Annotated in this window: 22 protein-coding genes and 1 pseudogene; 14 read left to right on the top strand and 9 right to left on the bottom strand. The window is 61.7% G+C overall.

Annotation, left to right across the window (positions count from 1 at the left end):
* Positions 1-20 precede the first annotated feature (20 nt).
* The 4 genes from ychF to MHY23_RS01060 all read left to right on the top strand — a co-directional run bounded on the left by ychF (position 21) and on the right by MHY23_RS01060 (position 4265).
* A complete protein-coding gene (ychF, locus tag MHY23_RS01075) occupies positions 21-1109 on the top strand; it encodes a redox-regulated ATPase YchF (protein ID WP_239306045.1) in 1089 nt (362 codons plus the stop codon).
* An 18-nt stretch (positions 1110-1127) separates the two neighbouring features.
* A complete protein-coding gene (locus MHY23_RS01070; protein WP_074299875.1) occupies positions 1128-1532 on the top strand; it encodes a recombinase family protein in 405 nt (134 codons plus the stop codon).
* A gap of 227 nt (positions 1533-1759) precedes the next feature.
* Positions 1760-3544 carry a hypothetical protein gene (locus tag MHY23_RS01065; protein ID WP_228496378.1) on the top strand — a complete coding sequence of 595 codons (1785 nt, stop codon included), beginning with the start codon at positions 1760-1762 and terminating at the stop codon, positions 3542-3544.
* Positions 3531-4265, top strand: a complete 735-nt coding sequence (locus MHY23_RS01060; protein ID WP_016456434.1) for an ATP-binding cassette domain-containing protein — start codon at positions 3531-3533, stop codon at positions 4263-4265. Before MHY23_RS01065 ends, MHY23_RS01060 begins: the two co-directional genes overlap by 14 nt.
* A 133-nt stretch (positions 4266-4398) precedes the next feature.
* On the opposite strand, the pseudogene MHY23_RS01055 reads toward MHY23_RS01060, so the two are convergent.
* Positions 4399-4521 (bottom strand): annotated as a pseudogene (locus tag MHY23_RS01055) (IS3 family transposase); the annotation flags it as partial.
* A gap of 32 nt (positions 4522-4553) precedes the next feature.
* Between MHY23_RS01055 and MHY23_RS01050 the strand changes: the two are divergent.
* Both MHY23_RS01050 and erm read left to right on the top strand, forming a co-directional pair.
* The gene (locus MHY23_RS01050) at positions 4554-4901 is read left to right on the top strand and encodes a recombinase family protein (RefSeq protein WP_016423160.1); all 348 of its coding nucleotides are present in this window, start codon (positions 4554-4556) and stop codon (positions 4899-4901) included.
* Between the two features lie 349 nt (positions 4902-5250).
* Positions 5251-6105: a 23S ribosomal RNA methyltransferase Erm gene (erm, locus tag MHY23_RS01045; protein ID WP_049172293.1), complete on the top strand. Its 855-nt coding sequence runs from the start codon at positions 5251-5253 to the stop codon at positions 6103-6105.
* Positions 6106-6175: 70 nt separating this feature from the next.
* On the opposite strand, the gene MHY23_RS01040 is transcribed toward erm, so the two are convergent.
* Positions 6176-6649 carry a type IIL restriction-modification enzyme MmeI gene (locus tag MHY23_RS01040; protein ID WP_228496377.1) on the bottom strand — a complete coding sequence of 158 codons (474 nt, stop codon included), beginning with the start codon at positions 6647-6649 and terminating at the stop codon, positions 6176-6178.
* A gap of 373 nt (positions 6650-7022) precedes the next feature.
* On the opposite strand from MHY23_RS01040, the gene MHY23_RS01035 reads away from it, so the two are divergent.
* Complete coding sequence (locus tag MHY23_RS01035) at positions 7023-7997, top strand: NAD-dependent epimerase/dehydratase family protein (protein WP_005291014.1); 975 nt, start codon at positions 7023-7025, stop codon at positions 7995-7997.
* A gap of 539 nt (positions 7998-8536) precedes the next feature.
* Here the strand turns inward: MHY23_RS01035 and MHY23_RS01030 are convergent.
* The 3 genes from MHY23_RS01030 to MHY23_RS01020 form a co-directional block, all read right to left on the bottom strand.
* The gene (locus MHY23_RS01030) at positions 8537-10429 is read right to left on the bottom strand and encodes a cation-translocating P-type ATPase (RefSeq protein WP_239306043.1); all 1893 of its coding nucleotides are present in this window, start codon (positions 10427-10429) and stop codon (positions 8537-8539) included.
* Positions 10426-10785, bottom strand: a complete 360-nt coding sequence (locus MHY23_RS01025) for a helix-turn-helix transcriptional regulator (protein ID WP_005291009.1) — start codon at positions 10783-10785, stop codon at positions 10426-10428. The genes MHY23_RS01030 and MHY23_RS01025 overlap by 4 nt, the downstream gene beginning before the upstream one ends.
* 216 nt (positions 10786-11001) lie before the next feature.
* Positions 11002-11352 (bottom strand): VOC family protein, encoded by a 351-nt coding sequence (locus tag MHY23_RS01020; protein ID WP_181888124.1) that lies wholly within the window; start codon positions 11350-11352, stop codon positions 11002-11004.
* 332 nt (positions 11353-11684) lie between these two features.
* Between MHY23_RS01020 and MHY23_RS01015 the strand changes: the two genes are divergently transcribed.
* Together MHY23_RS01015 and MHY23_RS01010 are read left to right on the top strand one after the other, a co-directional pair.
* Positions 11685-11966: a type II toxin-antitoxin system RelE/ParE family toxin gene (locus MHY23_RS01015; protein WP_005290974.1), complete on the top strand. Its 282-nt coding sequence runs from the start codon at positions 11685-11687 to the stop codon at positions 11964-11966.
* A gap of 34 nt (positions 11967-12000) precedes the next feature.
* Entirely contained in the window at positions 12001-12261 is a 261-nt protein-coding gene (locus MHY23_RS01010; protein ID WP_239306094.1) for a HigA family addiction module antitoxin, read from the top strand.
* A gap of 13 nt (positions 12262-12274) precedes the next feature.
* Here the strand turns inward: MHY23_RS01010 and MHY23_RS01005 are convergent, their stop codons facing one another.
* Genes MHY23_RS01005 through relB form a run of 3 tightly spaced genes read right to left on the bottom strand, consistent with a single transcriptional unit; the run spans position 12275 to position 13642 of the window.
* Complete coding sequence (locus MHY23_RS01005; RefSeq protein WP_239306042.1) at positions 12275-12865, bottom strand: putative glycolipid-binding domain-containing protein; 591 nt, start codon at positions 12863-12865, stop codon at positions 12275-12277.
* A gap of 48 nt (positions 12866-12913) precedes the next feature.
* Complete coding sequence (gene arfB / locus MHY23_RS01000; protein ID WP_181888127.1) at positions 12914-13357, bottom strand: alternative ribosome rescue aminoacyl-tRNA hydrolase ArfB; 444 nt, start codon at positions 13355-13357, stop codon at positions 12914-12916.
* Positions 13358-13405: 48 nt separating this feature from the next.
* A complete protein-coding gene (gene relB, locus MHY23_RS00995; protein WP_239306041.1) occupies positions 13406-13642 on the bottom strand; it encodes a type II toxin-antitoxin system RelB family antitoxin in 237 nt (78 codons plus the stop codon).
* On the opposite strand from relB, the gene MHY23_RS00990 reads away from it, so the two are divergent.
* On the top strand, positions 13548-13973 hold the full coding sequence (locus MHY23_RS00990; protein ID WP_239306040.1) for a VOC family protein: 426 nt from the start codon (positions 13548-13550) through the stop codon (positions 13971-13973). The genes relB and MHY23_RS00990 overlap by 95 nt on opposite strands.
* A gap of 41 nt (positions 13974-14014) precedes the next feature.
* Here the strand turns inward: MHY23_RS00990 and MHY23_RS00985 are convergent, their stop codons facing one another.
* Positions 14015-15073 (bottom strand): FUSC family protein, encoded by a 1059-nt coding sequence (locus tag MHY23_RS00985; RefSeq protein ID WP_181888128.1) that lies wholly within the window; start codon positions 15071-15073, stop codon positions 14015-14017.
* Positions 15074-15227: 154 nt separating this feature from the next.
* Between MHY23_RS00985 and MHY23_RS11950 the strand changes: the two genes are divergently transcribed.
* The 4 genes from MHY23_RS11950 to MHY23_RS00965 are packed head-to-tail and all read left to right on the top strand — an operon-like array spanning position 15228 to position 18313.
* Positions 15228-16043 (top strand): CPBP family intramembrane glutamic endopeptidase, encoded by an 816-nt coding sequence (locus MHY23_RS11950; RefSeq protein WP_239306039.1) that lies wholly within the window; start codon positions 15228-15230, stop codon positions 16041-16043.
* A gap of 24 nt (positions 16044-16067) precedes the next feature.
* A complete protein-coding gene (gene chrA, locus MHY23_RS00975) occupies positions 16068-17225 on the top strand; it encodes a chromate efflux transporter (RefSeq protein ID WP_239306038.1) in 1158 nt (385 codons plus the stop codon).
* Positions 17226-17242: 17 nt separating this feature from the next.
* On the top strand, positions 17243-17665 hold the full coding sequence (locus MHY23_RS00970) for a GNAT family N-acetyltransferase (RefSeq protein WP_239306093.1): 423 nt from the start codon (positions 17243-17245) through the stop codon (positions 17663-17665).
* A gap of 9 nt (positions 17666-17674) precedes the next feature.
* Positions 17675-18313, top strand: coding sequence for a Fic family protein (locus tag MHY23_RS00965; protein WP_239306037.1), 639 nt, complete (start codon positions 17675-17677; stop codon positions 18311-18313).
* Positions 18314-18328: the final 15 nt, after the last annotated feature.

Raw genomic sequence — 18328 nt, 5'->3', positions numbered from 1 at the left:
CTCCGCTAGGATGTTGCGACGTGAGCCTTACTCTTGGAATTGTCGGCCTGCCCAACGTTGGCAAGTCCACCCTGTTTAACGCCCTGACGCGCAACGAGGTGCTTGCCGCGAACTACCCGTTCGCCACCATCGAGCCCAACGTGGGCCTGGTGGAGCTGCCGGATCCGCGCCTGGACCGGCTGGCGGAGATCTTCGACTCGGAGCGCGTGCTGCCCGCTACCGTGTCCTTCGTGGACATCGCCGGCATTGTCAAGGGCGCCTCCGAAGGCGAAGGCATGGGCAACGCGTTTCTGGCCAACATCCGCGAGGCGGACGCGATCTGCCAGGTCGTGCGCGCGTTTTCCGACGACAACGTCATCCACGTCGACGGCAAAGTCGACCCGTCCTCGGACATCGAGGTCATCAACACCGAGCTGATTCTCGCCGACCTGCAGACCATTGAAAAGGCCCTGCCGCGCCTGGAAAAGGACGGCCGCAAGGACAAGGACATCGCCGCCCAGGCCGAGGAAGCCAAGAAGGCCCAGACCGTGCTCGAGGACGGCCGCACCCTCTTCGCCGCCTCCAAGGGCGGGGAAGTGGACCTTGCGCTGCTGCACCACCTGCACCTGATGACCGCGAAGCCGTTCCTCTACGTGTTCAACTCCGACGAGGACGTGCTCACCGACGACGCGCGCAAGCAGGAGCTGCGCGATCTGGTCGCCCCCGCCGAGGCGGTGTTCCTGGACGCCCAGACCGAAACCGAGCTGCTTGAGCTTGACGACGAAGACGCCGCCGAGCTCCTCGCCGCCGTCGGCCAAGACGAACCGGGCCTGCAAACCCTGGCCAAGGCCGGCTTCGACACCCTCGGCCTGCAGACCTACCTCACCGCAGGCCCGAAGGAGGCCCGCGCCTGGACGATCCGCAAGGGCGACACCGCCCCGAAGGCCGCCGGCGTGATCCACTCCGACTTTGAAAAGGGCTTCATTAAGGCCGAGATCGTCGGCTTCGACGACCTGGACGCGGCAGGCTCGATGGCCGACGCCCGCGCTGCCGGCAAGGTCCGCCAGGAAGGCAAGGACTACGTCATGGTCGACGGCGACGTGGTGGAGTTTCGTTTCAATGTAACCTAAATGCGCTATGAATAGCGTATGACTACACGCGCTGCTATTTACCTCCGTATCTCGCTAGACGCTGCCATGGACGGCCTTGCTATCGACCGGCAGCGTCAGGACTGCGAAGCCCTTGCCGAGCAACGCGGCTGGGACGTTGTGCATACCTACGTCGATCAGTCGATCTCCGCGTCAAAGAAGGACGTGGACCGCCCCGACTACGACGCGATGGTGGCGTCCTTTGAGCGCGGCGAGATCGACGGATTCTGGAACGCTAAGGCGCGTTCTTATTTCACCGTGAATCGGTGCCATACTTCGACTGTGACCGTCAACGGCAGAACGCAACGAAGCATCAACACCCGCGGCGGCCAGAAGTCGATCGCCGAGCTTTCGGCAACGAATTTGCCGGGCACTAAGGACAGCTACTACTACAACTTCTGCTAGAACTCATGCGCATTCGACCCCTAGTACTTGGGCTTTTGAGCCTACTTCTTGCTGCAGTCATCGCGACTACTGGGTGGCTGCTGACAGCCCTGGTTGACTCCACCAAGCCCTTGTCCTTAGGGGTCGAATCAACCTTTAGTCTTGACTACGTCGAGCCTAAGACTTCACTCGCGGAGGAACTTGAGTCAGACTACGCACCGACGGTAATCCGTAACTCACTGGTTTCATTGGCCGAGCAGAACGGCTACTCCATCTACCGGCTGACTGGCACCGATGACGCAAGCGGGACTTCCCACGAGGTTTTCATCCCGCTGGAGCAAAATTATCCAGCACCGGAACGCATTCCCCGGCTCAACCGGCCGGATGCCTTGAGCCAAGCGTCCAGTGAGCTTGGGTCGCTGGATTACCACGGTGACTACGTCTTGGTTCCCAAAGCAACGGGTGGCAATGCGAACCACTTCTACGAATCGGCCAGGAATGACGGGCTCAGGCTAAGCGAAAAGACGCAGTTCCTTCACCTCATCCAATCGGTCGTATTCCGCCTGCCCGCGTTGGTGGCGATCCTGTTTCTATTTGTCGTTTCCCTTTTTGCCCTGGTATTTGTTCTTCGGGTTTCCGGTCTTAGATTGGCAGCGCTGCGCACAATAAATGGCGGGCACCGCAGTCAAAAAGGCAATTGGCGGCAATGGGCCTTTGTCATCCTCCCACACCTAGTTCTCATTGGCCTTGCGAGTACATTCCTCGCCCGCCAAGGAAGCTATTCTTTTGCCTTCCTGTTCCTCAGGTTCTACGCCGCCGGGATAGGCTTGGCCCTGGCCACCACCGGTTTGGCCGTAGCCGTCACCGCCCCATTGTTGCGCCGCGCAGTAGCGCTGCTGGGGCAGCGTGCCCCCGCAGAGAAGGCGGCGGGAAAAGCGCTGAAAGTAATTTCGGTCTTTACCTGCGTGACCTTTGTAGCAGCGGGTCTTAGCTCAGCGGCTGCGCTCCGCTCCTACCAGCAGGAATCCGAGGCCCAGCAGACCTGGAAATCTCTCGCGGAGTTTGGAGCCTTGCATTTTTCAGCCAACTTCGACGGCCCTGCTGGCCGCGCGGAAGGAGGCGAGCTCTTGCCGCCCAGTGTGCAGCAGAACTTCCGCGACTTCGCGCTCAGCTGGGAACGGGAGCACGGGGCTGTCCTCAGCCATACTTTGCCGAAAGAAGGTACCGGTGTGCCGGACTCCTGCCCCGTGGCACTTGCTAACCGCCAATGGCACGATCTGCAGGATTATCAGTTCCGTCCCGGAGACGACAACCACTCGGTCGACTATTCCGCAGCCCAAGAGCATTTCGCAGCTTCCGTGGATCTGTGGGCTCAGGAATCCGGCGACCTGCTCCTTAAGTCTGCGCAAATTGGTCCGGTCAGTGCCGATCATGCGGTCGGATTCATTAGTGGAACAATGTCGGGGGAACTGGTTCCCGGCGATTGTTTTTACGTGCTTGAAACGGACGATCTATCCGGCTTCGACGCAGACTTCCTAAGCTCCACAGCTTCGAGTGAAAATTTGCTCTTCGCGGATTTCTCGGAACTGGGTCCAGAACTTACCGCTGCCGGCCTCGAAGGCTACGTGTACCCGGTACGCGCGGCCGATCGCGGTCTGGCCGAACTAGTAGCCAGCACGGCGCTGTTCTGGCTGAATATCCTGAGCGTCCTCGGAGCTTTGCTCGCCACGCTTGCGGCCTTGATAGTCCAGGCGCGCATCCAGCTCCGAGTTCACCGTCGCCTCCTGGTACTCCTCCACAGCGCTGGGCAATCACCGGACAAAACGATGTGGCGACTATTCAAAAGCCAACTGGTCAGCCTGACAGTTGTCGTCATATTGTCCGTCCTGGCTCCGCTACTGCTTCCCAACCCGTTCCTCTACACCTTCACCGCGCTAAGCTGCCTTGTCTTAATCGTCTACCTCGGTTTTGCCCGTCTCAGTATTTCTCAGCACATGTCCGCCTCCCCTAGGAGTCACAATGTCATTGGCTAGCCCCAATCAGTCCCCCACTCTGCCGCCGGAGATTTCCACCTCTCATCTCTGTCTCGCCGCGGAGTCGACTTTTTCTGTGGGGCGCAGCACGCGGATGGTGAAGAAGTCCCTCGTGGAAAATGCAACGTTTTCCCTACCCGGGCCAGGCTTTGTCGCCATCTGTGGAGCCAGCGGTTCCGGAAAGACTTTGCTGCTCAACACCTTGGCCGGGCTCCTGCCGCCGGCGGACGGCCTCCTCCGGATAGACGGTGAGAATGCCTCCGCGTGGAGGATGAAGCGGAGGCGGAGATTCTGGCGAGAACGCGCAGCGATAATCCACCAAGACCACGGAATCATTCCCGAACTAAGCTGCGAAGATAACCTCACCCTCGGACTATCCAGGAAGCAATACTCCAAAGAAGAATTGCTGCACTCCCTCGGCGAAGTCGGTCTTGATGTCCCCTTCGACGGGCCGGCAGCTATTCTCAGCGGAGGCGAGCAGCAGCGGCTGGCGATCGCCCGAGCCCTGCTCCGCGGCGCGGCTTATGTGTTCGCTGACGAGCCGACCGCCTCCCTCGACCCCACTAACCGCGACCAAGTTATCGCGCTCCTGCGGCGAGCTGCGGACGGGGGCGCACTCGTTCTGGCCGCCACGCACGATGCCGCAGTTATTGCTGCCGCTGACAGCACCTTGCGCATCAATGATCGCCAGGTCACAGTCTCCGGCTCTGCGCGGGATTAAATCGCGATGCCCGCGGCCTTGGCCACCTTCCGGTACCCGGCCGCATGGTCCGCGACGCTGGCGTGGGCGTTGAGTCCGCTGGGGTTGTCGAGCACGGGCCTGACCCCCGGAAAGTAGACACGTCGGGGGTTAGCTATGCTGCTTGGGTCAGCGTAGCTGATGTGAGTGCTTCGAAGTCATTGGGGGCTAGAAAGTTGCACCAGGAGTGCCGTCTGCGGGTGTTGTAGCGCATGCACCACCGGAAGACTTCTTGGCGACTGATGTCGAAGTGGTCGAGTTTTAAGTTCAATGTTAGCTAAGGGCCTTATTAAAAGCGTTTGGCAACACGCGCTCCTATTTACCTTCGTATCTCGCGAGACGCTGACGTGGATGGCCTCACCATCGACCGGCAGCGTCAGGACTGTGAAGCCATTGCAAAGCAGCGTGGCTTGGACGTTGGACATAGGGCATAACTACGTCGATCAGTCCATTTCCGCGTCAAAGAAGAATGTGGCTCGCCCCGACTACGACGCCATGGTGGCATCCTTTGAACGCGGCGAAATCGACGCGATCATCTGCTGGGACCTCGAACTACCCGCCCCACGTCGGTGGGTAGTCCGATCAGTCGGACAAAACTACTCCCGCACCACAGCGTAATAAGGGGTGCACCTTAAAAACATCCGGAGGTGGGGGTAACTCCCCCTCGTTGCCCAGAGACAAAATACGCCAGTGGCGTCTGTACGACGAGCCGAAGGTAGGACAAATTCCAATCCAGAGAGGTCTTGCACTGTTGCGGTGCGGTTGTCTTCTTTCTCACCGTATTGGACCCTGCGAAATTAATTGGATACGATAGGCCCATGTTGATTTCAGGTTCCGTTTTCATGCGGCCGCTCACCAGCCGCTAAGGCGGTTTTCTCCCTCCCGCAGGTTAGAAACCGCTCCGGTCCTTTAGCCGGGCGGCAATTTGCCATGCCCGGCTCCGTTTCAACTCCACGGAGCACACCTGATGTCTACATACGGATACGGCCGTCACGAACATGGCCAAAATTTTCTCACAGACCACAAGATCATCAACTCCATCGTCGATCTTGTAAAACAAACCTCCGGCCCCATCATTGAGATCGGGCCAGGAAGCGGTGCCCTCACTCACCCGATATCCCACTTGGGGAGGGCAATAACGGCAGTTGAGGTAGACGCAAAACTAGCTGCCAAACTCACAAAAAAGACCGCCTCGGCGTCGGTCGAAGTGGTCCATGATGATTTCCTCAACTTCCCGTTACCCGCCACTCCCTGCGTCATTGTGGGAAACATTCCCTTTCACCTCACCACTGCCATTCTTCGAAAGCTGTTGCATGCGCCGGCATGGACTGACGCTGTACTCCTCATGCAGTGGGAAGTCGCTCGCCGCCGGGCCGGGGTAGGTGCAAGCACGATGATGACAGCTCAGTGGTCCCCATGGTTCACGTTTCACCTTGGTTCCCGGGTACCAAGGTTTGCTTTCCGGCCACAGCCAAACGTTGACGGGGGGATCTTAGTGATCCGCCGGGTGGGTGACCCGAAGATCCCGATAGAGCAACGCAAAGCCTTTCAGGCGATGGTGCACACCGTTTTCACCGCCCGGGGACGCGGGATAGGGGAAATTCTCCGAAGGGCAGGGTTGTTTTCATCACGTTCAGAGACACAATCATGGTTGCGCTCGCGAGGAATCGACCCCGCAACCCTACCTCCCAGATTGCACACCAGCGACTGGATCGATCTCTTCCAGGTGACTGGTTCCTCTTCACCGCGCCATCGGCCCATTTCACAATCGGGAAGTAGTCAACGCCCTCCTCAACGGAAAAATCGAGGCCGGCGGCGGTAATCCCCCCACCACCAAAACCGAAATCCACCAGTAGTAGTGAACGACCCATGTTCGTCTACCGTGAGCCGCGTTATGGCAGTGACGTGTTCTCGTCGGGCACAGTCATAGTTCCCGGCGTTGCCAGCGACAGGGTTCTACACCCAGCAGCGGGACCGATCAAAATCACCCGCACGGGGAACGACCCTGCTGGTGGTTTCGATTTTGATGAAAGCGAGGAGACATAGCCCCTCGCCAACTCCCCGTAGCTGGCGAACAGTAGCTCCTGGCGCTGGCGCTCGTTGGTGAGTTTGCGTGCCACATCGAAAGCCTTATCGACTTCCCGGTCCAAGTTGTTGTGAGCCTTGAGCAGAATTGGGTCCATCGATAACGGGTTGTAGTGCTCCGCGAGTGACCGCTGGGGGTGCCGCTCGCGTGCCCGCAGCACCAACTGTCCAGCGTCGATGATTCGCTGCTGCGCCTTCTCATCTAGTTCACACAGAGCTGGTCCGCAGTTGTAGCTCCCGATGTACTCCGAAAACGGAAAAAATAAATAGTGGGGATACATCAACCTTCCACTTTCCATTCTTCCGGCTCAGAGTATTGAGGGGTCTGGGACCGTGTCCGTAAACCCTTTATGTTTTTCGCGCACAGCGGTTTTTAGCGACGCACCCTATAGGTTTTCCGCAGAACTTATATGTGTTTCTGTGCACCCCATATGTTGTCTGTTTTAGCGGTATTTCGTTGTTAATTCCGCACGCGCGCATCAAATGGTTATTTATCGACGACACTCCGTGGAATTTAAGTTCAATGTGTAGGTTAGCCGAATAAGAAGCTCTGGCAGATGGTGGGGTAATCCTGCTCTGACATCTTATTCCAGCTTGGATGCGCTGGGATTAGGACTGGTCACGTGTGAGAAGGTTTCGTGTACAACTAGGGATATGAACTTTTTGTTGCTCGGTGGTACCGGTTTCCTTGGAGGGCACATTGCGTTTGCAGCAGTCGAGCGAGGACATCAAGTTACTTGCCTCGCGCGGGGTAACGGGAAGGTTCCCAACGGAACCGAATTTGTGAGTTCAGACCGTGACCGTGACGGTGCGTACGATGAGGTTGCGGGGAAAACTTGGGACACCATTGTGGATCTGACGAGTCAGCCGAAGCATGCGCGGGATGCGGCGGCGAAACTCCAGGCCAAGCATCGTATATTTGTGTCTTCGAGCAGCGTATATGAGGATCAGGGAAGTATTTCTTCCGAGTCTGATTCTGTAGTCGCTCCGCTTGAAATTGACTACATGGAGAACATGGGGCAGTACCCAGCCGCAAAGTCTGCTTGCGAAACGACTTATCGAAGCACAAATCGGTCGGTAATGGTAGTTCGACCCGGTCTGATCGCCGGCTACGGCGACGAAACAGGGCGCAGTGGTTACTATCCGTGGCGCTTCGCGCATCCCACGGGTGAGAACGTGATCGTCCCAGACCCGGCGTTTCCCGTCGCTATGATCGATGTGAAAGACCTTGCAGGCTGGATAGTTGAGTCCGCAGAAGTCGGGACTTTCGGAACCTTTAATGCTACGGGGTTTGCTACTTCCTTGTCCGATGTGTTCAAGATTTCGCGGGAGTTAACCGCATCGGAGTCTACGGAGCGACCTTGCTCTGATGAACTGCTTCTCGCTAATGATGTAACCCCGTGGATGGGCCCAAAATCGTTGCCGTTGTGGGTACCAGGTGAACAGTTTCGCAACATCGCGCTACTCGATTGCACCGCAGCCTACGAAGCGGGCCTGCGGATTCGCCCGTTGAAAGAAACATTGGCGGATGCGCTGCGATTCGAAGAGGAACAACACGGTGAAAGACTTGCCGGGCTCAGCGATGAAGAAGAAGTCGTGCTTCGCCAGCGGTTAGAAGATGGTATTTAGTTTCGGCACCAACAGTTCTAGCTGCAGCCAGGACCGTGCTCAGTTGGTTTTCGTTCCGCGACTGACTGTGAGAATGAGTCCGAATCTGGCGTGAGGGCAACTTCGGCGGTGCCAGCTCTTCGTGACGGGGAGCGATCTAGCCTGCGGAGGTTGCCTTTCCGAGCAGAAAACGCCTTGCGGCACACTTTTCAGGTTTCTCGAATCGCTTACAACTGAGTGAGGTAGCCTTCTTTCGCCACTCCGTTGAATTCAAATTTAATGTGTAACGCGGAGCGTTAATGACGTTTCGCGTTATTGGGGGGGGGAGGTTGAAGAGCGCTGTCTCTAACTCCGGTTTTCGTTCGGCCTCGGTCCATTCCGCTACCTCGTGTGTAGAATCTGCAAGCGGTATCGGGCCGTTGAACTATTAGGTTCACCCACAGTTCCCGTGCCTGCACGCATCGAGAAGGACCAGGTGGTGAACTCGAATGACTCGCCTGGTCCAACGTGTGTGCGCTCGGCGCGTGGTTTAACTCTTATAAGACTTGCCGGTCACAGCCTCAGCGTTTCGCTCGTGCAGCCCGCAGGCCGTTCAAGATCACGATGACTTCAGCGACTTCGTGAACCAACACGACGGCGGCCAGGCCCAGCACACCGCTGATCGCCAGTGGCATCAACACGATGATGATGGCCAGAGACAGCACGATGTTCTGGTTGATGATCCTGCTGCCTCGGCGGGCGTGCTGCAGCGCCTGCGGGATCAGCCGGAGGTCGTGGCCGGTGAAGGCGACGTCAGCGGACTCGATCGCGGCGTCAGAGCCGGTTGCTCCCATCGCTATGCCCACCGTCGCGCCCGCCAGTGCCGGCGCGTCGTTGATGCCGTCGCCGATCATCGCCGTCGGCGTCTTGGAGGAAAATTCGGCGACGATGCTTGCCTTGTCCTCAGGGCGCAGCTCGGCGCGCACGTCGTCGATTCCGGCGATTTCAGCCAGCGCCCGGGCGGTGCGAGTGTTGTCGCCGGTGAGCATGCTCACTTCCACATCGTTGGCGCGCAGGGTCTGCACGGCTTCGGGCACCTCGGGTCGCAGCTCGTCGCGGACACCGATCGCTCCGGCGAGAGCGTCATCGACGGTGACTAGGACGCAGGTCTGGCCTTCGGACTCCATGCGCTCAACGTCTGCCTTCAGTGGCCCGGCGTCGATCCACCGGGGGCTGCCCACCAGCACCCGTCGGCCTTCGACGGTGCCGCTGATGCCGTGCCCGGCTTCCTCGCTGATGTCCTGGGCGGCGGGCGCTTCGGGCCCCGCTGCCGCGATCGCCGCGGCGAGGGGGTGCGTCGATTGCTGCTCAACTGCCGCCGCGAAAGTAAGCACCTGCGCCCGATCAAACCTGTCTGCCGGGACCACGCCGGTAACCTCGGGCTGGTTGCGGGTGAGGGTTCCGGTCTTGTCCACCGCCAGGTGACGGATGCCGCCGAGCCGCTCGAACGCCGCGCCAGACTTGATGACCACGCCGAACTGGCTGGCCGCGCCGATCGCGGCCACGACCGTCAGCGGCACGGAGATTGCCAGCGCGCACGGCGACGCTGCGACCAGAACCACCAACGCACGGGTGATCCACGTCTCGGGGTCGCCCAGCAGCGAGCCGATCACGCCGACTAGCACCGCCAGGATCATCACCCCGGGCACTAGGGGTTGGGCAATCCGGTCGGCGATCCGGGCGCGGTCGCCCTTTTCCGCCTGCGCCTGCTCGACCAGGTCCACGAGTGTGGTCAGCGAGTTGTCCGTTCCAGCTGCGGTCGTCTCGACTTCCAGCACACCGGCGGAGTTGATCGCTCCCGCGGGCACCTCGTCGCCGGGCGCAACCTCCTCCGGAATGGATTCTCCGGTGATCGCTGAGGTGTCAAGGCTGGAGCGCCCAGACCGAATGATGCCGTCCGTGGCGATCCGCTCTCCGGGGCGCACGAGCATAAGCTCGCCAGCCGCGAGGTCCTTCGCTGCGACCTCGACCGACGTGCCGTCGCGCAGCACCGTCGCGGTCTGCGGTACCAACTTCAACAGTGCCCGCAGCCCGCCCTGCGCCCGGTCCATCGCCTTGTCTTCCAGCGCCTCGGCGATCGAGTACAGGAACGCTAGCGCCGCGGCCTCTCCGACGTAACCGAGGATTACCGCGCCGACCGCGCTGATGGTCATCAGCAAACCAATGCCGAGCTTGCGCTTCGTGACAAGGTTCCGGATCGCGCCGGGCGCGAACGTATACGCCCCTAGCAGCAGGCCGCCCCAGAACAGTACTGTCGCGGGTGTCTCTAGCCCGGACCAGCCCAGCGCCAGGCCTATGCAGAGGGCTACGCCGGAGAAGATCGGCAGTAGCAACTCGGGGTCCTTCCACCATGGCCGATCGAGTTCTTCGATCTCCGTGGCGGGTTCGTGTTCGCATCCACACGCCGAGCTCATGCGTCCTCTCCCTTCTCGCCGCAGCCGGGCACCGAGCACTCAGGGTCGATGCACGGGGCGTTTTCGTCGACAGCCAACGTCGCGTTCACCAGCGCGTTGAGCGCTGCCGCGAGGTGCGGATCGGCGATTTCGTAGCGTGTCTTGCGGCCCTCCGGCTCGGCAACGACGATGCCGCAGTCACGCAGGCAGGTCAGGTGGTTCGAGACGTTTGAGCGGGTCAGGCCCAGGTCGCGCGAAAGTACGGCCGGGTAGCTCGGGCCGTCGAGTAGTGTCATCAGGATTCTGGAACGCGTCGGATCCGCCATGGCCCGGCCGAGCCGGTTCATGACGTCGAGGCGTGAAGCAATAGTCAGCATGTGCTGAACAATACATCGTGTGCTGAACTATTCAAAGTGTGCTGAACTGACAGTTACGCGAAGGTCCTGCGACCTGCAAGAATTAGTCGATGGGATAGCAGATGACTGATCCTTTGTGGTTCGGCTGCCACCCAACGCGGGAGCGACGTGGGTGGCGAGGTTCTCGAGAAAGTTACTTTGCAACTACATACCGTGGAGTTCAAGTTCAATGTGTAACTAGGCCTCGGGGCTGCCCACGCAGAACTCGTTGCCTTCCGGATCCTGCATCACGGTCCATACGAGTCCTGGCGCCTCGTGGGTGGTGAGTTCGGTAGCGCCCAAGTCTGTGAGGCGCTCCACTAAGGTTTCGCGTTCCGCCCCGCCAACGTCGATATGCATGCGGTTCTTGCCAGGCGTGGGATCCTCGACGCGCTGAAACCCTAGCGCTGGAGTCGAATCAACCATCACGAAATCGCCGTAATCCGCGGCGATTTCGCAGCCGGCTGCGGCTGACCAGAACTCGGCGAGCCTAGACGGATCGTGACAGTCGAAGGTAATTTGCCGGATAGTGAGGTTCGGGTCGCTCATGAGCATCATTATGGGGGCGGGGCTTAGAAAGTGCAGCCTGGTCTCCAGGCGGGGACTCAGCCTTCCGGCGTAGTGGAGCGTTTTGAATCGCGAGGGTCACTCCCGCGAGAGCGTAAGAACTCGATCTCGTAGCCATTTTCGGCTTCGGTGACCCAAGCATCAACCTGATCTTCACTGATCGGCTTCCCGTTTATTGTCTTCACGGTAATCACCGTAATGCGGAGCTTGCGACGGTGTGGTTGCGTAAAGTGGGTGTGCATTTGCATTCGGGTGAGCACAAACTTAACGTTGTGCGTTATTGACGCTTCGCGTTATGGGGGATAGGGTGAGACATGATCCAGTCGTTCGCTGACAAGGACACTGAGCGTCTGTGGAATCGAGAGCGGGTTCGCTCGATCGATTCCCGCATTCACTCAGTAGCGCTGCGCAAGCTTCGCCAGCTTGGGTACGCGCAGACGCTTGATGAGTTACGGATTCCCCCGGGGAACCGGCTCGAGGCGTTGAAAGGTGACCGGCGGGGTCAGTTCAGCATTCGAATCAACGACCAGTGGCGGATCTGTTTTCGGTGGTCCGCCGCGGGGCCAGAGGAGGTTGAGATCGTTGACTACCACTGACAAGCTCCCTCCGGTTCATCCGGGTGAGATCCTTATGGAGGACTTTCTCAAGGAAATGGAGATCACCCAGCACAAGCTGGCCGTCTCCATCGGCGTTCCGCCCCGCCGGATCAACGAAATTGTTCACGGTAAGCGCGCTGTAACGGCTGACACGGCCCTTCGTCTAGCGAAGTTTTTCGAGATGAGCCCCCAATTCTGGCTCGGGTTACAGGCCCAGTACGACCTGGATGTGGCAGAAGACAAAATCCTGGCGGAAATCGAACGGATTCAGCCGTTCCAGGCTGCCTCGGCGTAGCAGGTCAGCGACTCTAAATGCGTCGAGCCATGTCGGGGTAGTAGACGACAACCCCATCTTCGTCTACTTCGAGCTCTACATCGACTCCTCGTGTTCCGCTTGCGTAGCGAACTTTGTGTGAGTCGATTGAACTGTAGTACTGATCCGAGGCGATCACCTGGAGGGAAGGCATATCAATCCAGGCCATGATGAGCGGAGTCTTGGAGACATCTTCTTCGAGCAACCCGAGGCGCCGGATGGGCATCGCGTTTGTCAATGGGCATAGTCCGAGATCACAGTCCAGTGCAGTTTCAAGATCAGCTGGTTGCACAATGCCAGGGGATGGGAGACCGTTCGGCTGGGTACCCGATTCTTTAGTAGTCGATGTCCACTCGCCATCTTTGGTCCGTGTGAGCTCAAGGTGGCGCTCCCAACCGTCGCCCACGACGTTGACCTCCACGTTTTGGGTTACCCAGTTCTCTACAGCACTCAGTTCCCAGGTGGCTTCGTACCCTTCCCCGACCTGGGTACCGCTAGCCGTCAAGCCAGTTCGGTGAAACTGCACTCGGGCCTCGTTCTGGATTGAGGGGTTGTTTACGTGCTGCCATGTGTAAGTCTGTTCCATGCGCCGAAGCCTACTGGCCCAGGGAGCTTGTGGTCGATGGCGACAGCTCTAGGGAATCTGAGGTCGCTTCCTTGTGGACTTCAGCTCCGAGCGACGCATCTTCGCTTCTCGACGGCGCCGCACCGAGCCCCTGGTCGGCTTCGTCTTCCGGCGCGGAGGAGGCGGCGGGGCGAGCGCCTCGCGCAGCAGGGCGGCCAAACGCTCGCGCGCCTCGGCGCGGTTGCGGATCTGCGACCGTTGGTTCGACGCGGCCACGGTGAGGACGGTGCCGTCCAGGCGGTGTCCGAGGTTGCGCAAGATGCGGCGGCGTTGGGCGTCGGAAAGCGATGCGCACGCCGCGACATCGAGGGAGAGCTGCACCTTGCTGTCGGTGGTGTTGACGCCCTGGCCGCCCGGGCCCGACGACTTGGCGAACCGCTCCGTCAGGTCGACGGCGGCTATGACCACGCCGCCGGGGATCCCCGGGCCGGGAGCGATGGTCAGGTCCTTCATGCCGCCCACCCTACGTTTTCGCCTCCTGTGTCAACAGCTTCCGATTCTTTAGCACCCCAACTCGCGACAAATCTCGTCCGTAGTGAACCTCTCACCGGAGTCGAACTCGAGAGCAGCACGAAGTTCGTCAACATCTTGGAGGTCTTCGACCTTTTCCATGATGGCGGATCGAGCGAATTCGGAAACAGTCATGCCTTCGGAATGCGCAAATTCGGCTAGGAGCGGTGCTTCCTCGCTACTCAATCGGATCTTTAGGAACACTTTTTTCGGCGGCGAGCTCGACATCATCACCTACGGCGAGCAGCTCGACCGCGGCGCGCAGTTCCCGTTCGACCCGCCGCGCGACGCCGTCGCACACGGCACCCTGACCGGACCGTTCACGCTCGGCGGCGGCGACGACCTGCAGAACAACTCCAGCACGCTGGACCGTGGGGTCTTCGGCTTCACCGCTGAGGTGGAGTCGCCGGAGGAGGGCGAGCAGCTCATCGAGAAGCTCACCCGCGGCGGCGGCAAGGTCACCATGCCGTTCACACAGGCGCCGTGGGGCGCGCACTTCGGTGTCGTCGAGGACAAGTTCGGGCTCGCCTGGAACATCACTACTGGCGACGGAAGGTAGGGCCGCGGGGTGGGGCGGAGCGCCGTCGTGAAGCAAGTGCGCTACCGTCCCGGCAACACCACGGTGGGGTACTTGCGCACGTAGCCCACCGCGATGATGACAAGCGCCGCGATCGCACCGATGACAGTTTCCGCGGTACGGGCGAGCAGCATCGGCGCGACGGGGGCGGCGTCGACGACCTGAATCATGAGCAGCGCCGTCGGGGTGATAAACGTCGCCGCGATGGTGTAGTTGCGGGTCACGTACATCTCGGTGAGGTACTGCAAAATTACAATCCACACGACGATCTGCCAGCCCTGCATCGGGTGTGACAGCAGGAAACCGGCGGCCGCGATGCCGGTCAGGGTGCCCAGCACGCGCTCGATCGCCCGGTAGTACTGCACCTTGAACCGGGAGTTCACCAGCGGCGCAACCGCGGCGACCATCGCCCAGTAGGAATGCGATAGCGGGTCGAAGATCGTCACGGAAATCAGGCCCAGCACGCCGGCGAGCAGCGGGGCGAAAAAGAAGCGGCGCGCCTCGACGCGCAGGCGCCGCCAGGGAACACGGCCCGCGTCGGGGGCGCGGGAGGGGTGCTCGGTTTCCTTCGCGTCGCCGCCCGGGCCCTCGCCGATGAGGTGGGACAGCTGCCCCAGCGCAACGCACAACAACGCTGCGCTACCGGCGATGGCGAAGGCGAGCGCCGGGTGGACCGGGTTGTTGAGGGAGCCGACCGCGGCGACAGAAAACACCACGAACACGGAACCGGTCGGCTTCATGTCGTTCGCCAGCGCCACCGTCGCCCACGCCGAGGACACCAGGGCGGTGGCGGCGATGAGCAGCCAGGGACTCAAATCCAACCACGCAATCGTCGCGCCGAGAGTAACCGACAGCGTTAAGGCGGAACCCGCGAGGATGTGATGCTTCAGCCGCACCTGGCGTGTGGCGTGGCGCCCGTAGACCCCGGTGAACGCGCCGAAATTCGCGTAGATAGCAAGGTCCAGCCGGCCGAGCGCAAGCAGGGTAAACATCGCGGCCGCAACGCCGAGCGCGACGCGGAACGCCGGGATGTGGTCGCGCCGCGCAGGGCCCATCTCAAACAGCGGGCTGAAGTGGTGCAACCGTGGACCTCCCAAACGCGTTCGTGAATTTTTCCGGCGGAGAGTCTAGCGCGGTGGGCGCGGCGACGCGGACTCGTGCCTCTGCACATATCAACCGCGAGGCATACCATGGCCCAGTTAGCCCACACGCAACAAAGACAAGGAGCATGCCGCAGTGTCCCGCACCGGGAATTTCTTTTTCGCCGCCCGCAATCAACCGAACTACGCGTGGTGGAGGCCCCTCGGCGAAATCCTCGCGGTGGCCGTCCTCGCTGTGCTGTTTACGGGAGTGCTCGACCTGTCGTTGGAAGCTGCGGGCGTGGACACCTCCAGCGGCGCGGCCGACAAGTACTTCGGCTACGGGTCGGTGATTGTGGAGATCCTCGCGGTGCTTGTCGCCGTCCGCTTCATCGGGCGCCGGCCGGCCGCGTCGGTGTTCACCGGGCAGCCGGGCACGAAGCCGTGGGTGCCCTTTGCGGCTTTCGCGGTGGCCCTGGTGGTTATCTCTGTGGTCATGTCGCTGGTGGGCGTGTACGGATACGGCGCGTCGTGGGGTCAGGTGGTCGGCAACATCGGCGCCGACTTCCCGGTTGAGCTGGTCGCGCTGCTGTTCGCCGCGCTCGCCGAGGAGATGACGTTCCGCGGCGTGTTCCTCCAGGCGTTCACCGCGTGGACCCGGAACCCGGTGATCGGCGCGCTGCTCGCTGCGGTCCCGTTCGTCCTCGTGCACCCGCAGGCGTACGGCTCCCCGGTCGGCATCGCGCACTACGTCGCCGACGCGCTGCTGTTTACCCTGCTGGTGTGGGTGTTCAACGGGATCTGGGTCGCGGTGGCCGTGCACCTGGCCTGGAACACGTTCGGCACGGTGCAGGACCTTGGATTGCCCACGTCGGCCGCGGCCACCGCAGAGAGCTTCGTCGCCATGGCGGCCGCGACCGCGCTGGTCATAGCGCTCTTCCGGCGAAAGGCGTCGGCGCAGCCCGTCGCGTAGCTGCCTTCGCTACCATCTCGTCTTGTGTTGGAAGTACTGCGCATATTCACCCGCCTCGGCCTGACATCCTTCGGCGGGCCGACGGCGCATTTGGGGTACTTCCGGGACGAGTTCGTCGATAAGCGCAAGTGGCTCAGCGATGAGGAATACGCTGACCTCGTCGCCCTCTGCCAGTTCATGCCGGGCCCCGCATCCAGCCAGGTCGGCATGGCAATCGGCCTCAAGCGCGCAGGCTACGGCGGCATGCTCGCGGCGTTTTTGGGCTTCACGCTGCCGAGCGTGATCCTCATGGTCGCGTTCGCGCTCGGGGTGGCGCGCCTCGGCGACATCTCGGACGCCGGCTGGCTCGCGGGGCTGAAGGCGGCGGCGGTGGCGGTCGTCGCGCAGGCGGTGATGGGCATGGCGAAAAGCATCGTCACGGACCGCTTGCGTGCGGCCGTCGCGCTCGCTGCCTTCCTCATCGTCCTGCTGGTCCCGCACCCCGCGGCCCAGGTCGGCGCGATCGTTGCGGGCATGCTCGTAGCCACCTTTGCGCTTTCGCCTATCGACGCCCCTCCGGCCCCCACACGCACCTCCACCGCCAGCCGCACCGTAGGGATTGTCAGCTTAGGAGTGTTCGCGGCGCTGCTCGCGCTGCTTCCACTGACTGGGCGCATGGGCACGAGCTGGGGCATGTTCGACAGCTTCTACCGCTCCGGCGCTCTGGTCTTCGGCGGCGGGCACGTGGTGCTGCCGCTGTTGGAGCAGGCCACGGTGCCCACCGGCCTGGTGGACCACGACACCTTCCTCGCCGGCTACGGCGCCGCCCAGGCGGTGCCCGGCCCGCTGTTCACCTTCGCGTCCTTCCTCGGCGCCTCGGCCGAGGGTGTTCACTGGCTGTGGGGTGCGGCCCTGGCCACGGTGGCGATCTTCCTGCCGGCGGCACTCCTGGTCGTCGGGATCATGCCGTTTTGGGACCGGCTGCGCGCCAACCCGCACGCCGCCAGCGCCCTTGCCGGCGCGAACGCGGCCGTGGTGGGCATCCTCGCCGCGGCGCTGTACACCCCGGTGTTCACTTCCGGCATCCACGGGCCGGCGACGATGGCGGTCGCGGCCATGGCGTTCGTGGCGCTGAAAAACTTCAAGGCCCCGGCCTGGGCGGTGGTCATCGGCACCGCGGCGGTCGGGTGGGCAGTGTTGTGACTGCGCCCGTGATTCGGATGGCGACGGTGGGGGAGGCGGAGCTCGTCGCAAAGCTAATGCACGACTTCAACACCGAGTTCGACACCCCGGTGCCCGACAACCTGGAGCGCAGGTTCGCGCAGCTCATCGCCCGCGACGACGTGCTCGTGGTGCTCGCAGGCGAGGTCGGGTTCGCGTACCTGACGCTGCGGCCGAGCCCGTACTACGACGGCCCGGTGGCGATGCTGGAGGAGCTCTACGTCGCCCCGTCGCACCGCGGCCGCGGGCTGGGCACGCAGATGATGGCGCGGGTGCTGTCTGAGCTCGCGGCGCGCGGGGCGGGCGAGATGCAGATCAACGTCGACGAGGTGGACGCGGGCGCGCGGCGGTTCTACGAGCGGCACTGCTTCACCAACATCGAGGCCGGATCGCGGATGCTGCTGTATATCCGGGAGCTGTAGCGTAAAGGCATGCACGCGATCGATCTGCTCGACGTCATCTACACCGCCGGTGTCGTCTTCGACGGGCTGTCCACCAGCCGTCCTGCCACCGACCGCTACCTTCGCTCGGGCGATACGGACGGGGTGCGTGGCCGCGGTGATCTGGCGTTGCTGCAGGACCTGGAGGCGGCTGCGGAGTTCGTCATCGCCACCGCCGGCGAGCCAATCACCGCGGCATATCTCGGGCGTATCAACGCACAGCTCACCCGCAGCGCCGCGCTCAACCCCGGCAAGCTGCGCCGAGCGGAACAGGGCATCGGCGTGCACACCGCCCACGGCCGGCACGAACCCGCGGCGCTCACGGCTGAAGAGCTCGACGCGCTCATGCAACAGCAGCTCAAGCTTGACGACTCCCTCCGGTCCGCCGCACACCTCTTCGTCGAAGTCGCTCGAGCCCAGCCTTTCGAAGACGGCAACAAACGCACCGCGATCTTCGCCGCGAACAGTTACTTAATCGGCCAGGGGGCAGGTGTGCTGATGGCGGTGCCGCACGACGACGCGGACCCGTCGGTGAGCCGCGAGTTTCACGACCTGCTCGCTCGGGCCTACGTCTTCGGCGAGACCGGACCGGTAGTGGAAGCCCTGGTCCGGCACAACTCGCGCCAATAGGGAATACTTAACCCC

Source organism: Corynebacterium sp. ACRQP, assembly GCF_022345915.1.
GTDB classification, from domain to species: Bacteria; Actinomycetota; Actinomycetes; order Mycobacteriales; family Mycobacteriaceae; genus Corynebacterium; species Corynebacterium lehmanniae.
The sequence above is the reverse complement of the archived record's forward strand: the minus strand, read 5'-3'. Positions and strand labels throughout refer to the sequence as shown.